9 protein-coding genes are annotated in these 14,134 nt (G+C 71.3%); 6 read left to right on the top strand and 3 right to left on the bottom strand.

All coding sequences use genetic code 11. The annotated features are described in order from the left end of the window. The first annotated feature begins 166 nt into the window (after window positions 1–166). The 5 genes from recC (at window position 167) to MWN52_RS00630 (ending at window position 11,158) form a co-directional block, all read left to right on the top strand. Entirely contained in the window at window positions 167–3,571 is a 3,405-nt protein-coding gene (gene recC, locus MWN52_RS00610; protein ID WP_286576053.1) for an exodeoxyribonuclease V subunit gamma, read from the top strand. A 442-nt stretch (window positions 3,572–4,013) separates the two neighbouring features. After that, window positions 4,014–7,772: a UvrD-helicase domain-containing protein gene (locus MWN52_RS00615; protein WP_286576054.1), complete on the top strand. Its 3,759-nt coding sequence runs from the start codon at window positions 4,014–4,016 to the stop codon at window positions 7,770–7,772. A 301-nt stretch (window positions 7,773–8,073) separates the two neighbouring features. After that, on the top strand, window positions 8,074–10,071 hold the full coding sequence (gene recD, locus MWN52_RS00620) for an exodeoxyribonuclease V subunit alpha (protein ID WP_286576055.1): 1,998 nt from the start codon (window positions 8,074–8,076) through the stop codon (window positions 10,069–10,071). Between the two features lie 17 nt (window positions 10,072–10,088). After that, the gene (gene rhuM / locus MWN52_RS00625; RefSeq protein WP_286576056.1) at window positions 10,089–10,892 is read left to right on the top strand and encodes a RhuM family protein; all 804 of its coding nucleotides are present in this window, start codon (window positions 10,089–10,091) and stop codon (window positions 10,890–10,892) included. A gap of 2 nt (window positions 10,893–10,894) precedes the next feature. Then, window positions 10,895–11,158, top strand: a complete 264-nt coding sequence (locus tag MWN52_RS00630) for a RhuM family protein (RefSeq protein ID WP_286576057.1) — start codon at window positions 10,895–10,897, stop codon at window positions 11,156–11,158. 111 nt (window positions 11,159–11,269) lie between these two features. Here MWN52_RS00630 and MWN52_RS00635 read toward each other — a convergent pair whose 3' ends face one another. From MWN52_RS00635 to MWN52_RS00645, 3 genes are all read right to left on the bottom strand, one after another. Then, on the bottom strand, window positions 11,270–12,196 hold the full coding sequence (locus MWN52_RS00635) for an XVIPCD domain-containing protein (RefSeq protein WP_286576058.1): 927 nt from the start codon (window positions 12,194–12,196) through the stop codon (window positions 11,270–11,272). Window positions 12,197–12,213: 17 nt separating this feature from the next. Then, on the bottom strand, window positions 12,214–12,651 hold the full coding sequence (locus MWN52_RS00640; RefSeq protein ID WP_286576059.1) for a DUF6393 family protein: 438 nt from the start codon (window positions 12,649–12,651) through the stop codon (window positions 12,214–12,216). A 162-nt stretch (window positions 12,652–12,813) separates the two neighbouring features. Beyond that, window positions 12,814–13,146: a hypothetical protein gene (locus MWN52_RS00645; RefSeq protein WP_286576060.1), complete on the bottom strand. Its 333-nt coding sequence runs from the start codon at window positions 13,144–13,146 to the stop codon at window positions 12,814–12,816. Between the two features lie 442 nt (window positions 13,147–13,588). Here MWN52_RS00645 and MWN52_RS00650 point away from each other — a divergent pair, with 442 nt between their 5' ends. Next, window positions 13,589–14,125, top strand: a complete 537-nt coding sequence (locus tag MWN52_RS00650) for an MAPEG family protein (protein WP_286576062.1) — start codon at window positions 13,589–13,591, stop codon at window positions 14,123–14,125. Window positions 14,126–14,134: the final 9 nt, after the last annotated feature.

Here is a 14,134-nt window from a genome sequence, read left to right on the forward strand (position 1 = left end):
CGATGGATCGTCGATCCGCTCGCTCAGCCCGTGAGGGCCAAGGTGCGTGCCTGCGCACCAGCATGTTCCAAGCCGCCCCGAACAGGGAAGAACCGCTGCCGCCAGCGACTGCAGCCCCTGACCCGATCTCAACCCCGGCGACCTGTCTGCGGCACAATCCCGCACGATGCCCGCGCCGCCGCCCGCCGACTTCCGGCTCTATCCCTCCAATGCCCTGGACCTGCTGGCGCAGCTGCTGGCGGCCGAGCTGCGCACGCCCGTGCCCGGCCAGTCGATCCTCACGCCCGAGGTGATCCTGATCCCGCAGGTGGCGATGCGGCGCTGGCTGCAGGCCACGCTGGCGGCCGAACACGGCGTGGCGGCCAACCTGGAGTTCCTCACCCCGGGCGAATTCGTCGCCCGCGCGCTGGCGGCCAATCCCGCGCCGGGCCAGGCAGCGGACGCGGCCCGCGACGAACTCGACGCGGCCACGCTGCACTGGCGCCTGTATGCGGCGCTGACCGACCCGACGCTGCTGGCCAACCCGGCGCTGGAGCAGCTGGCCGGCTATCTGCACGGCGACGACGCGCTCAAGCCGTGGGCGCTGGCCGGCGAGCTGGCCGGCGTGTTCGAGAAGTACCAGGCCTGGCGTCGCGACTGGCTGCTGCGCTGGGAAGCCGGCGCAGATCCGCGCGATCCGCAGGCGTTGCTGTGGCGCCATGTCGCCGCCGGCACCACGCACCGCGCGCGGCGCATCCAGGACTACCTGGACCGGTTCGAAACCGGGGCGCTGCCGCAGGGCCTGCCGCGGCGCGTGTTCGCCTTCGCCACGCTCAATGTCTCGCCCGACGTGCTGCGCGTGCTGGCCACGCAGGCGCGCGTGGGCACGCTGCACTTCTACCTGCCCACGCCCGCGCAGGGCTACTGGGGCGATCTGCAGGCGCTGGGTCCGCGCGCGCGCGCGGCGGCTTCGGCCGATGCGGACCTGTTCGAGGGCACCGCCGGCGACAACCGCCTGCTGCAGGCCTGGGGCGCGGCCGGGCGCGACTTCATGGCGATGCTGGGCAGCTACGAGGTGGTGCACCCGAGCGCGGAGATCGAGGTCTACGCCGATCCGCTCGACACCGGCCAGCGCACCCTGGCCGAGGGCGGCCTGGGCGACACCTTGCTGCGCCGGCTGCAGCACGACCTGCTGCGCCGCGCCGCCCCGCCCGAGCCCGCGCCGCTCACCAGGCTGGACCCGACCGATCCCAGCCTGCAGGTGCACGCCTGCCACACCCGCCTGCGCGAGCTGCAGGTGCTGCACGATCAGCTGCGCGGCCTGCTGGAAGACAAGCGCTTCGATCCCCCGCTGCAGCCGCGCCAGATCGCGGTGCTGGCACCGGACATCGATCCCTATCTGCCGTACCTGGAAGCCGTGTTCGGCGGCGACACGGCCGGCGCGCGCATTCCCTATGCGCTGGCCGACACCAGCCCGCTGGCCGGCGAGCCGCTGGCCGAGGTGTTCGTGCGCCTGCTGGACCTGCCGGTCTCGCGCTTCGGCCTGCACGAGATCCTGGACCTGCTCGCCAGCCCGCCGCTGGCCGACGCGGCCGGGCTGGACGCGGCCGCGTTCGAACGCCTGCACGGCTGGCTGGCCGCCGCCGGCGCGCGCTGGGGCGTGGACGCGGCGCATCGCGCGCGCCACGGCGCGCCGGCCGACGACGCCTACACCTGGGCCTTCGCGCTGGACCGGCTGCTGCTGGGCCACGCCAGCGGCAGCAGCGACGAGATCGCCGGCGTCGCGCCCTATCCGGCGCTGGAAGGCGGCGCGCTGGATGCGCTCGATGCGCTGCTGCGCCTGCTGCGGGTGCTGGCCCGCACCCAGCGCAGCCTGGACGAGGCGCTCTCGCCCACCCAGTGGCGCGAGCGCCTGCTCGACCTGCTCGACGCGCTGCTGCCGCAGCCCCCGGCGGCGGCGAACACCCAGCGCGCGCTGGATCGTCTGCGCACGCTGATCGATGCCTTCGCCCAGGACGCTGCGCGCGCCGGCTTTGCCGCCGCCGTGCCGGCCGAGGTGGTGCGCGCGCACTTCGCCGCGGTGCTCGGCCAGGCCGACACGCGCGCGCCGCTGCTGACCGGCGGCGTGAGCATCGGGCGCATGGTGCCGATGCGGCTGCTGCCGTTCCGCGTGATCTGCCTGCTGGGCATGAACGATGGCGAGTTCCCGCGCCGCGACCCGGCCGCCGGCCTCAACCGCCTCACCGCCGAACTCGGCAGCGAGCGGCGCCGTCACGGCGACCGCTCCACGCGCGAAGACGACCGCTTCCTGTTCCTGCAGCTGTTCGCCGCCGCGCAGGACGTGTTCTACGTCAGCTACCTGGGCGCCGATGCGCGCGATGGCAGCGTGCGCGAGCCCTCGGCGCTGGTCAGCGAGCTGATCGCCGAAGCCGCGCGTTACCACGCCGATTCGGTCGCGGCGGCCAAGGGGCTGACGGTGCGCCACGCGCTGCAGCCGTTCGCGCCGGCCGCGTTCGGCGCGAACGGCGATCCGCGGCGCTTCAGCTATCGCACGCAGTGGCAGCCGGCCTCGGTCCGCATCGGCGGCGCGCGCACCGCGCTGGCGCCCTGGTACCAGGCAGGGCTGCCCGCGTCGGGCGGCGAGCCGGACAGCGTGCTGCCGCTCGAACCGCTGCGCCGCTTCCTCACCGCGCCGGCCGAGCAGTTCCTGCGCCAGCGCCTGGGCCTGCGCCTGGCCGAGGACCACGACGTCGGCCAGGACGTCGAGCCGCTGCTCGCGCCCGCCGCCGGGCTGGAGAAGGCGCTGTTGCAGCAGCAGGTGTTCGACGCGCTGCTCGAAGGCAAGGACGAGGGCCTGTACGAGACGCTGCGCGCGCGTGCGCTGCTGCCGTCCGGGCCGCTGGGGCGCCAGCAGCTGACGGCACTGGTCGCACGGCTGCAGCCGTATGCCGAGGCCTTCCTCGCCTGGCGCGGCGCGGCGCCACGCGGCAGCGTACGGGTGGAGGTCGAGCTCGATGCGCTGCGCCTGCAGGGCCGCCTCGAGGGCGTCTACCAACACGGCCTGGCCCATGTACGCCTGGGCCCGATGAACGGCCCAGCCGCGATCCGCCAGGGGCTGGACTGGTTGCTCGCCAGTGCGGCCGGGCTGGCGCTGCCGCTGGTGCGCTTCTTCGAGCCGGGCAGCCGCGACCTGCCCGGCGTCGGGCCGTTCGTGCGCGCGCCGCTCGCCCCGGACCAGGCCCGCGCCGCCCTGCAGCGCCTGCTCGAGGTGCGCGCCCGCGGCCTGCAGGCGCCGCTGCCGTTCGGCCCCTACAGCGGCTGGGAATACTTCAACGCCGAGGACGCCGACAAGGCGCTGAAGGCAGCCGCCGCCCGCTGGCGCGGCAGCGAGCGCAGCTGGGGCGAAGGCAACGGCGAGGCCTACCAGCTCGCCCTGCGCGGCCGCGACCCCTTCACCGACCCGGCCCTGCTGCGCGACTTCGCACAGACCAGCTTCGACATCTTCGGCGCGGTCGAACACGGCACCCTGCACGCCGGCTTCGACGACGCGCACGCCTTCGCCGCCGAAGCCGAAAGCGAGGGAGAACCATGACGGGGCAGGGCGGCTCACGCGGGCACTGCCCGCAGCATGGGCGCGGCGGCCAAGGCGGAGCCAGCGGACACGGCCTGCCCGATGGACGCGGCCAGCTGCGCCTCAGCGTGTTTGCGAGCCGCTCGGCAACACAGCCGCCCTACGATCGCGACGCACTTCAACACCACGACGCACACAAACCTCGCCCCAAACTCAAATCTCGTCATTCCCGCGAAAGCGGGAATCCAGGGACGTTCGACCCGACCACGCAAACGCACGGGACGACCAGCACAGCACGCCCCTTCGCAACGTCTCCCGCCAGCGCAAGAGCAGCAATCATGTTGCCGCCGCCTGCATCGCGCAGGCACGCGAAGCGCCTCATCGCCATCAGCCAGAAGATCGTCACACCACCGCCCCCGCCCCACACCCCATGCGCCCGCCGCACAGCGCACCACGCCCGCGCATGACCCCGCCCACCGACCCCTTCCTCCACCTGCCCCTGACCGGCACGCGCCTGATCGAGGCCAGCGCCGGCACCGGCAAGACCTTCACCCTGGCCACGCTGGTCACGCGGCTGGTGGTCGAGCGGCGCCTGCGCATCGGCCAGATCCTGGCGGTGACCTTCACCGACGCCGCCACGCAGGAACTGCGCAAGCGCATCCGCGAGCGCCTGGCCCTGGCCGCCTCCCTGGTCCCCGACCCGGTGGGAGCCGCCATGGCGGCGAGTGGCTTCACCGACCAACTCGCCGACTCCTCCGATTTCCAACGAGAGCAGGACAGCGCAGACGCAGTAAACGGGGAAAGCCCCTCGCCGCCATGGCGGCTCTCACAGGGGCAACAGGACGCAGCACCAAGCGCAGCCGAAGCACCCGACATCGCCCTCAGCCGCGCCATCATCGCCGCGCATCTGCAGATCGGCGAGGAGACGCCCGCGCAGCTGCGCCGCCGCCTGCGCCAGGCCGCCGACGAGATCGACCTGGCCGCCATCTTCACCATCCACGGCTTCTGCGCGCGCGTGCTGCGCGAGCATGCGCTGGAAAGCGACCAGACCTTTGCCGCGCCCGAGCTGCTGGCCAACGACCGCGCGCTGCGCGACGAGCTGGCCGCCGACCTGTGGCGCACCACCGCCGCCGACGCGGCGCAGGCGCCGCTGCTGATGACGCTGTGGCCCGCCGGCCCCGAGGCCCTGGCGCGCGATCTGGACGTCTTGATCCGCCAGCCCGTACTGCTGCCGCCGTTGCCCGCGCAGGCCGACGACCCCGAGCGCAGCGCGACCGAACTGCACCGCGCCTCGCAGGCGCTGGCCGACGCCTTCGCCACCCACGGCGATGCCTTGCGCGCCGCGCTGCTGGAGGCGGTCGAAGCCAAGATCCTCAACGGCCAGAGCTACAAGGCCGCCTGGATCCACGAACTCTGGGACGAGCTGGCCCAGCGCTGCGCGCGCGGCGACTGGTCCACGCCGCCGCACCCCAAGCTGGCGCTGCTGGCGCCCGAGGCGCTGGAGACCAAGACGAACAAGGGCAAGGCCGCATCCACGCCGACCTCGCCGCTGTGCGCGCTGATCCCGCCGTACCTGGCCGCGCTCGCCGAGCTGGCCGACGAACAGGAACGCGCCAGCGTGCGCCTGCTCCACACCCTGCGCGACACCGCCCGCACGCGCCTGGCCCAGCGCAAGCGCCAGCTGCGCGTGCAGACCTACGACGACCTGATCGACGGCGTGGCCGACGCATTGGCAGGGCCCCACGGCGCCGCGCTCGCCCAGCGCCTGCGCGCGCAGTACGCGGTGGCGCTGGTGGACGAATTCCAGGACACCGACGCGCGCCAGTGGGCGATCTTCGACACGGTGTTCGGCGAGGGCGCAGGCGAGGGCGCGGACGGCCGTTTCCTCGCCCTGATCGGCGACCCCAAGCAGGCCATCTACGGCTTCCGCGGCGGCGATGTGCAGACCTACCTGCGCGCCGCGGCCACCGCGCAGATCGCGCCGCCGCTGGAGCGCAACTTCCGCTCGCGCCCGGCCGTGCTGCGCGCGATCCAGGCGCTGTACGCGCAGGCCGGCGCGCAGGCCTTCCTCGACGAGAACATCGCCTTCCACCCGGTGCTGCCCGGCACCCAGCGCCGCGATGCCGACTACCGGCGCGCCGGGCGCGACGCGCCCGCACTGACGCTGTGGCAAGCCCCGCCGCCGCCCAGCGACGAGGCCGGCAGGCAGAAGCCCTACAGCGCGCAGCGCTCGCGCGAACTGGCCACCCAGGCCTGCGTCGCGGCCATCCACGCGGTGCTGAGCGAAGCCCGCGCCGGCGACGCCACGCTCAACGGCGCACCCGTGCAGCCCGGCGACATCGCCGTGCTGGTGCGCACGCACCGCGAGGCCACCCGCATCCAGCAGGCGCTGGCCGCGGTGGGCATCCCGGCGGTGGCGGCGGGCAAGCAGAGCCTGTTCGCCACACCTGAGGCGCGCGACCTGCTGAGCCTGCTGTTGGCGCTGCTGCACACCGCCGACGACGGCCGCCTGCGCGCGGCGCTGGCCACCGTGCTGCTGGGCGTGGACGCGGCCGGCATCGCCGCGCTGGAAGAGGACGGCGCCGCGCTCGGCGCCTGGCAGCAGCGCGCCGTGGCCTGGCGCGAGCGCTGGCAGCGCGGCGGCCCGCTGGCCTTGGTCTCGGACCTGTGCGCCGACAACGCCGAGCGCCTGCTCGGCCTGTTCGACGGCGAACGCCGCCTCACCAACTACCTGCAGCTGGGCGAACTGCTGCAGCAGGCCGACGCACGCGCGCTGGGCCTGGCCGGGCTGGTGGACTGGCTGGGCCAGCGCATCGCCCAGGCCGACCCGGACGACGAGACCCAGCTGCTGCGGCTGGAGTCGGACGCGCGCCGTGTGCAGATCGTCACCCTGCACAAGTCCAAGGGCCTGGAGTACCCGCTGGTGTTCCTGCCCTTCGCCGGCATCGGCGGCAAGCCGCCCGACCCGGGCCGCGCCTGCGTGGTGGCCGATGAGGACGGCACGCGCGCGCTGCACTGGAGACTGCAGACCGAGACCTCCGGCTGGGCCACCGCCAGGCAGCGCTGGGTCGATGCCCAGCGCGCCGAGGACGCGCGCCTGCTCTATGTCGGCCTGACCCGCGCCGAGCACGCGCTATGGATCGCCACCGGCGCCTTCTACGAGCACCGCAGGACCCCGCTGTGGCCGATGCTCGACGGCCTGCCCGAGCTTGCCGACATCGCCCGCGACGATACCCAGCCCGCCGCGCTGCCGTGGCCGCCGCCGCCGCATGCCGGCGACACGCCGCCCGCGCGCCAGGCCACGCGCCACCTGGCGCCGGACTGGTGGGTCTACAGCTTCACCCAGCTGGCCAACGCCGAGGGCGGCAGCGTCGACACCTCCACGCGCGCCACCGTGGCCACCGCCGGCGGCCGCGACGAACCCGAGGCCGACCCCACGCCGAACGCGACCCAGCCGGCCGAGGCCTTCGACGCGCGCTTCTCCGGCAACCGCTTCGGCGTGGTGCTGCACGCGGCGCTGGAGGAGGCCGACTTCGGCGCCTGGCGCGACTGGCAGGCCGGCGACCCCGCGCCGGCCGACGAGCGCAGCACGATCGAGACCGCGCTGAAGGCCGGCGGCTACCCGCTCGACGCCCTCGACGACGGCGTGGCCGCGCTGACCGACCTGATCGGCCAGACGCTGACCGTCGCCCTGCCCGAAGGCCTGCGCCTGTGCGAGCTGCCGACCGAGGCGCGCCGCGCCGAGATCGAGTTCCAGTTCGCCCTGCAGCCCACCCAGGTGGACGCGCTGCTGCAGCTGCTGCACGCCCATGGCGTGATCCGCGAGCGCCACGGCTTCGGCCTGCGCCGCGTGTTGGAGGGTCTGATGACCGGCCTGATCGATCTCACCTACACCCACGTCGGGCGCTGGTACGTACTGGACTACAAGTCCAACCGCCTGCCCCAGTACGACGCGGCGGCCATGGCCCAGGCGATGGCGCACAGCGAGTACGACCTGCAGGCCCTGATCTACACCCTGGCCCTGCACCGCTGGCTGCGCTTCCGCCTGGGCGCGGCCTACGACTACGCCCGCGACTTCGGCGGCCTGCGCTACCTGTTCTGCCGCGGCCTGGACGCCACCCGCGCCGACTCCCCTGGCGTCCACGCCCAGCGCTTCGCCCCGGAACTGATTCACGCGCTGGACGCCCTGTTCGCCGGCAACGCCGCCGAGGCCGCGGCATGAGCCCTCACTTGCACGCTTCGGTTCACCCGCACGCGCACCTCACTGCCCCCTCTCCACAGCGCGCGCCATCTTCTGCCCCCTCTCCCCCGCCCGCGGGGGAGAGCTCGACATCGCGGCTAGCGATTGAGGGGGTGAGGGGGCGCTTCCGAAGTCACAAACAGAACGCGCGCAGCACCCAACCCGAAGAAGGAACGCTGCCGCTCCGCGGCGCTCAACAGAACACGTCTGTCTTCTCCACCCCCACCCGCGACCCCAAGCACGCTCGCAATCACGGTGCCGAAGCACCAAGCGAGCGCACACCATGAGCTCCACCCCCTTCCTCCTCACCGCCCTCCACACCCAAGGCCACCTGCGCACGCTCGACCACGCGTTCGCGCAGAGCCTGCGCCGCCTGCGCCCCGACACCCCGGACGCCGTGCTGGCCGCCGCCGCCCTGGCCTCGCTGGCGGTGGCCAACGGCCACGCCGGCTTCGACCCCGCGCGCCCGCGCCTGCTGATCGACGCCGGCCCCGCACCCAGCGCCGACCCGCCGCTGCCCTGGCCCGATCCAGCCGACTGGATCGAACAGCTGCGCGCCTCGCCCTGGATCGCGCAGCCCGACGATCCGCTCGCCACCTCGGCCACCGATGCGCCGCTGGTGTTCGAACACACCGGCGAGGGCACCGGCCTGCTCTACCTGCGCCGCTACCGCGAGTACGAGGCGCGCCTGGCCGCCGGCCTGCGCCGCATCGCCGCGCAGCCACCGCTCACCGACGCCCCCGGCCGCGTGCGTGAGGCGTTCGCCGCGCTGTTCCCGCACGCCGCCCAGGGCGAGGACCGCCAGGCCCGCGCCGCCGCGCTGGCCCTGCGCCGCGCCCTGCTGCTGGTCACCGGCGGCCCCGGCACCGGCAAGACCACCACCATCGCCCGCCTGCTGGTGCTGCGCATCGCCTTGGCCGCCGCTTCGGGCGCGCCGCCGCCGCGCATCGCCCTTGCCGCGCCCACCGGCCGCGCCGCCGAGCGCATGGCCGAAAGCCTGCGCCGCGCGGTGGCCGCGATGCTGGCCACCGGCATCGACCCGGCCCTGTGCGCCGCGCTGCCCGACACCGCCAGCACCCTGCACCGCCTGCTCGGCGTCATCCCGGATAGCCCCGACTTCCGCCACACGCCCGACAACCCGCTGCCGCTGGACGTGCTGGTGGTGGACGAGGCCTCCATGGTCGACCTGCCGCTGATGTGCAAGCTGGTCGAGGCCGTGGCCGACGGCACCCAGCTCATCGCGCTGGGCGACGCCGACCAGCTGCCCTCGGTCGAGGCCGGCGACGTGCTGGCCGCCATCCTCGCCGCCGCCGGCGCGGGCGACGCCCTGCGCGAGGACGACGCGCGCGCGCTGCAGCCGCTGCTCGGCCCCGGCACGCCCATCGATGCCGACGCCACCGGCCTGCGCGGCCATCGCGTGCAGCTGCGTCGCGGATACCGCCAGGACGCGGACTTCGACCTCGCCCCGCTGGCCGAAGCCGCGCGCAGCGGCGAGGCCGACACCGCGCTGGCCCTGCTGCGCGGCGGCGGGCTGCAGGGCGTGCACTTCCACGAAGACGTGCTGGACCCGTTCGAGGTGCAGCGCGAGGCCCTGCTGGCGCACTGGCGCAGCCTGGCCGACGCCCCCGACCCGGCCACCGCCCTGGCCCGCGCCCAGCGCCTGCGTCTGCTCACCGCCGTGCGCGAAGGCCCGCAGGGCGCGCGCGGCCTCAACGCCCGCATCGAAGAACTGCTCTCCGGCCGCCGCACCGGCCCCACCCCGGCCTGGTTCCACGGCCGCCTGCTGCTGATCACCCAGAACAGCTACCGCCACCGCCTGTTCAACGGCGACATCGGCATCTGCCTGCGCAGCGAAGTTAGCTCGTTCTCCGAGTCTGGCGAAGCAAGCCCATCTGCCGCACAAGACGGCACCCTGATGGCCTGGTTCCCCGGCGACGCACCTGGCGAAGTGCGCGCCTTCCACCCCGCCACACTGCCCGCCCACGACAGCGCCTTCGCCATGACCGTGCACAAGGCACAAGGCAGCGAATTCGACGAAGTCTGGCTACAGCTCCCCCGCAACGACAGCCGCGTCCTCTCGCGCGAACTGATCTACACCGCCATCACCCGCGCCCGCACCCGCCTGCACATCGCCGGCAGCGCCCAGGTCCTGCGCGACGCCCTGGCCCGCCACGCCGAGCGGATGTCGGGATTGGCGTGGCGGTTGGGAGGTCAGGAGAATGCGATGGAACCCGCGCGCGCCGAGGATGCGGCCACACCGATCCAGGGCGACTTGTTCTGACGCAAATAGGAGACACAATGAGCCAGGAAGATCAGGACGCGCCGCAGTCGGAGCTGATCCTCTACCGCACGGAGGACGCAAAGACGCGCATCCAGGTTCGGCTGGAAGGCGAATCTGTTTGGCTAACGCAACGGCAGCTGGCAGAGCTTTTTAAGGTGTCTGTTCCGACCGTCAACGAGCATCTGGCGGGGATCTACGCCGAGGGCGAGCTCAATCCTGAACGAACTATTCGGAAATTCCGAATAGTTCAAATGGAGGGCGAGCGCCAAGTAAAGCGCGTGACCGATCACTACCATCTCGACGCCATCCTCGCCGTCGGCTATCGCGTCCGGTCCGCCCGGGGCACACAGTTCCGCCAGTGGGCCACCGAGCGCCTCTCCAGCTATCTGGTCAAAGGTTTCGCCTTGGACAGCGAGCGTCTCAAGCGCGGCCCGGACGACGGTTACTTCGAAGAGTTGCTGGAGAAGATTCGGGACATCCGCTCCTCGGAGAAGATGTTCTGGCGCAAGGTGCTGGATATCTACGCGACCAGCGTCGATTACGATCCGAGAGCCGAAGCCAGTCAGCGCTTCTTCGCCACCGTGCAGAACAAGATGCACTGGGCGGCGCACGGACACACCGCCGCGGAGCTGATCCTGGCGCGTGCCGATGGCGACAAGCCACAGGCCGGCATGACCAACTGGGTCGGCAGCGCGCCGCGCGGCGCAGACGCGGTGGTGGCCAAGAGCTATCTGCAGGCCGATGAACTGGAAGCGCTCAACCGCATCGGACCGCCTATCTGGAATTCGCGGAGCTACAGGCGTTCAACCGCAAACCGATGACCATGGCCGACTGGATCGCCAAGCTCGATGACCTTCTGCGTCTGAGCGATCGCGCGGTCCTGACGCACGCAGGCAGCGTCAGCAGTGAACAGGCGCTGGAACATGGCAAGGCGCAGTTCGCCAGGTTTAAGCGACACCAGCTGAACCAGTCTTCGCCCGTCGAGCGCGACTTCGATGCGGCGACACGGGATTTGAAACAGATCGAGCAAGCACGCAAGCAGCCTGTGCGTGGCACGAAGCCCGGCCCCGGTCGGAAGAAGCGTTAGCGAGTCACCGCAGGCGCCGCCCATCGCGGTTGTATACCGTTGCGCATCAAGTCGACGCCTGCTAGCACTCATCCCCGTAAAGGCGGGGATCTCGTGGCTCTCGAAAGGAACTTACCGCGCGAGTGCGCCGTGGTGGGGCTGCTCCATCAAGCGCGAATGGGCTTCTTGAGTTGGCGCCTGCATGGCCTGCTGGTTGGCGATTTCAAGCCTGTGCAGATGGTCGGCCAAGGGCTGCTTGATCGCTTCGCCCTTGTCGATGTGGACGCGCATGACGTCCTGATCGTTTCCCGGATTCTTCCAGACCGCAAACAGGTTGCCGTTGGCCGGATTGGCGACTACCTCCTGGATCCCCGGCAGACGGCCCTGCTTGGCTTCTACCGCGAGCGCACCCGCCATCCGTTCCTTGTCCTGCTGGTTCATGTAGACGCCTGCCTCGGGACCAAGCCTGTCCAGCCCTGCGAGCGCCTGCCTGAAATACGGGTCGTTGCGCAGCTGGGCCTCGCGATCGGCATCCAGGGCGGGGTGCCCGGCGCTGGAGACACGGCCTGAATTGCCAAGCCCAGGCACGACCGGCTTGATCGACTCATCCAGCTGCCGACCCGATGCGGGCGCCCAATGACCAGTGAATCCATCCTGCCTGGGCTCCGGCAGCTTTGCGTCCCGCAGCACGCTGTCTGCGAGCGTGTTGGAGTTCTGCTCCAGCGGGTCGTAAGGGTATCTGTCGTCCTTGCTCCTGGCGTTGGCGATCATCTGCTGCCAGGTCTTGGACAAGTCCGGACCGTGCGCGATGCCCTCCCGATACTGCTTCTGGCCCACCGCGTTGGGGTTGGCGGGATGGTCGGGATTTGTCCTGTCGTAGGGAAGGTTGGCCTCGACGTGCATCCTTCCATAGGGCAGGCCGGGCTGAGGATCCCCCGTCCATCCACTGATGGTGTGCTGGTGACCCTGCTTGTCCGTGTAGAGCAGGAACTTGTGGTGATAGTCCTTGCCCAACTGCGACCCGATGTTGCGGTACCCGACCTCGATCTTCTCGTCCATGAGGCGCTCCAGGATCCCTATTGGTTCTTGAGGTGCAGCGCTTCGATCCCGGACACCTTGCCATCCGCATCCAGGTGGAAGGTGATCACGACAGAGCGCGCATCCGGATCCAGCATGGCCTGACCATGGTTGTCGCGTACCACCAGTTTGTCCGCCGTGTCCTCGACCACCTTCGAGGTGGAGGAGCTTGCGAACGCATCAACGACGGTGGCCTTGTCGATGCCGACGGGGAAATGCCTGCGCACGATGTCGCTGACATCCAACTGTTCGAACCGGACAGGTTTCCGGGACGCGTAGATCTCTTCCAGCATGGGACCAACTCCTGATTTCATGGAGGCTTCCTGTGTCGCCGCGCGATGCGCCGTGCCCGTATTGGTGCAGGATGCAAGCGGCAGGGCCGCGGCGGCAATCAAAGCCATCGATGCAGTCCAGCCGCAAGGCGTGAAGCGTGGCATGGCGATCTTCCTTTTCCTGAGGTCCACCGCATGGAGCGAGCGCCATGGCGTCTGACGGTCCCGGACGACGCCGGTGGAGCGTGTCCGGCTTCCATGCGAGGACCACAGCGTACCCCTGATCCGGTCGGCTGAGCCCGCGTTTGGGGGGGCCAGCCTTTCACATCACTTGGTTTCGACGCGGCGGTACTGATCGCTGCCGGTGTTGAGGTGGCCGTTGGCCTCATCGATGGCGAAGGTGACCGTCTCGCCGTCGTTGTTCACCTGCAGCGCGCCGTCCTTGTAGATGGCCGGGTAGCTGTCGGTCTGGGGCTTGCGGCTGAAGAACTTCGGCGTGGTGCTGCGGACCATGAAGGCCTCGCCGCTGCGCTCGATGTCCATCGTCTCGTCCTGCGTCTGCACGTTGACCCAGTGGCCCACGAACTTCTCGCCCTCCCCCCTGGCGCAGCCGGACACCAGCAACGCCGTGGCCAGTGCGGCACCCATCCACTTCATCATCGTGTGTACTCCGTCAGTTGAGCTGGCGGGGAGGATGCCGGGCAGGGGATGCAGAGTAGGTCAAGGATGTAGATCCGGGTGGTAGCAGGGGTCAGTGTGCCTTGCGAAGAAACTGCACTCTGACCCCTGTTTCCGGTCAGCTATGACCTGTGGCGCTTCAAGCCGTTCGGTTGGCTCTACGCGTTGCTGGTGGTGCTGGCGATGATCGGGTTGGGTCAGGCTGTGACCGGGGTTCAGTTCCGGGAGCTGGCCGCGCAATGGGATGCCCGCAAGGGTTGGCAGGGCGGCGTCCGGGCATGACGATCCTGGCGGTGTTTTCTGCCATGCTGTTCGGCATTCTCGCGGCCGGCGTCATGTCGGGCGCGCTGTAGCCGAACCACCATCCGTCCGGCCGGCCGCCTTGCGGCACGGCGCAACCGGGGGATCTGCGATCAGGGGCCCGATGAGCTTGTCCACGCCACAGCGCGGTGTTGCCTTCGGGATGGCGTCGGCCCTGGTGCTGGCGGCGGTCGGGCTGGGCGCGGCGCTCGCCATGCCGGGCGCGTGGGCGGAGGACGCGCTGGAGGGGCGTTTGCACTTGGTCGCATTTGCGGCGCTGGCGCCTGCCCTGGCGCTGGCCTTCTGCATCGCGCGGCTGGCAGCCCATCGCTTCCATACGCCGGCCGACCTGGATGGCAGTGGCATGACCGAAGGCACCCGCCAGGCGCGGTTGCTCCAGGCGTTGCTGCAGAACACGCTGGAGCAGCTGGCCCTGGCCGTGCCCGTCTACGCCGCGTGGGGGGCGCTGGCGCCTGCGCGCTGGCTCGGAGTGTTGCCCGTGGCGGCGGGGATGTTCCTGCTGGGGCGGGCGTTGTTCTTCGTCGGGTACGCGCGGGGCGCGCGCGGCCGGGCGTTCGGTTTCGCGCTGACGTTCTACCCCACCGTCCTGCTGCTGCTCGGCGCCGCGGTGTTCGCGGTGCGCGTGTTCGGCAGCCTATGAGGCCTCCAC

Source organism: Pseudoxanthomonas winnipegensis (assembly GCF_030322905.1).
GTDB classification, from domain to species: domain Bacteria; phylum Pseudomonadota; class Gammaproteobacteria; order Xanthomonadales; family Xanthomonadaceae; genus Pseudoxanthomonas_A; species Pseudoxanthomonas_A winnipegensis.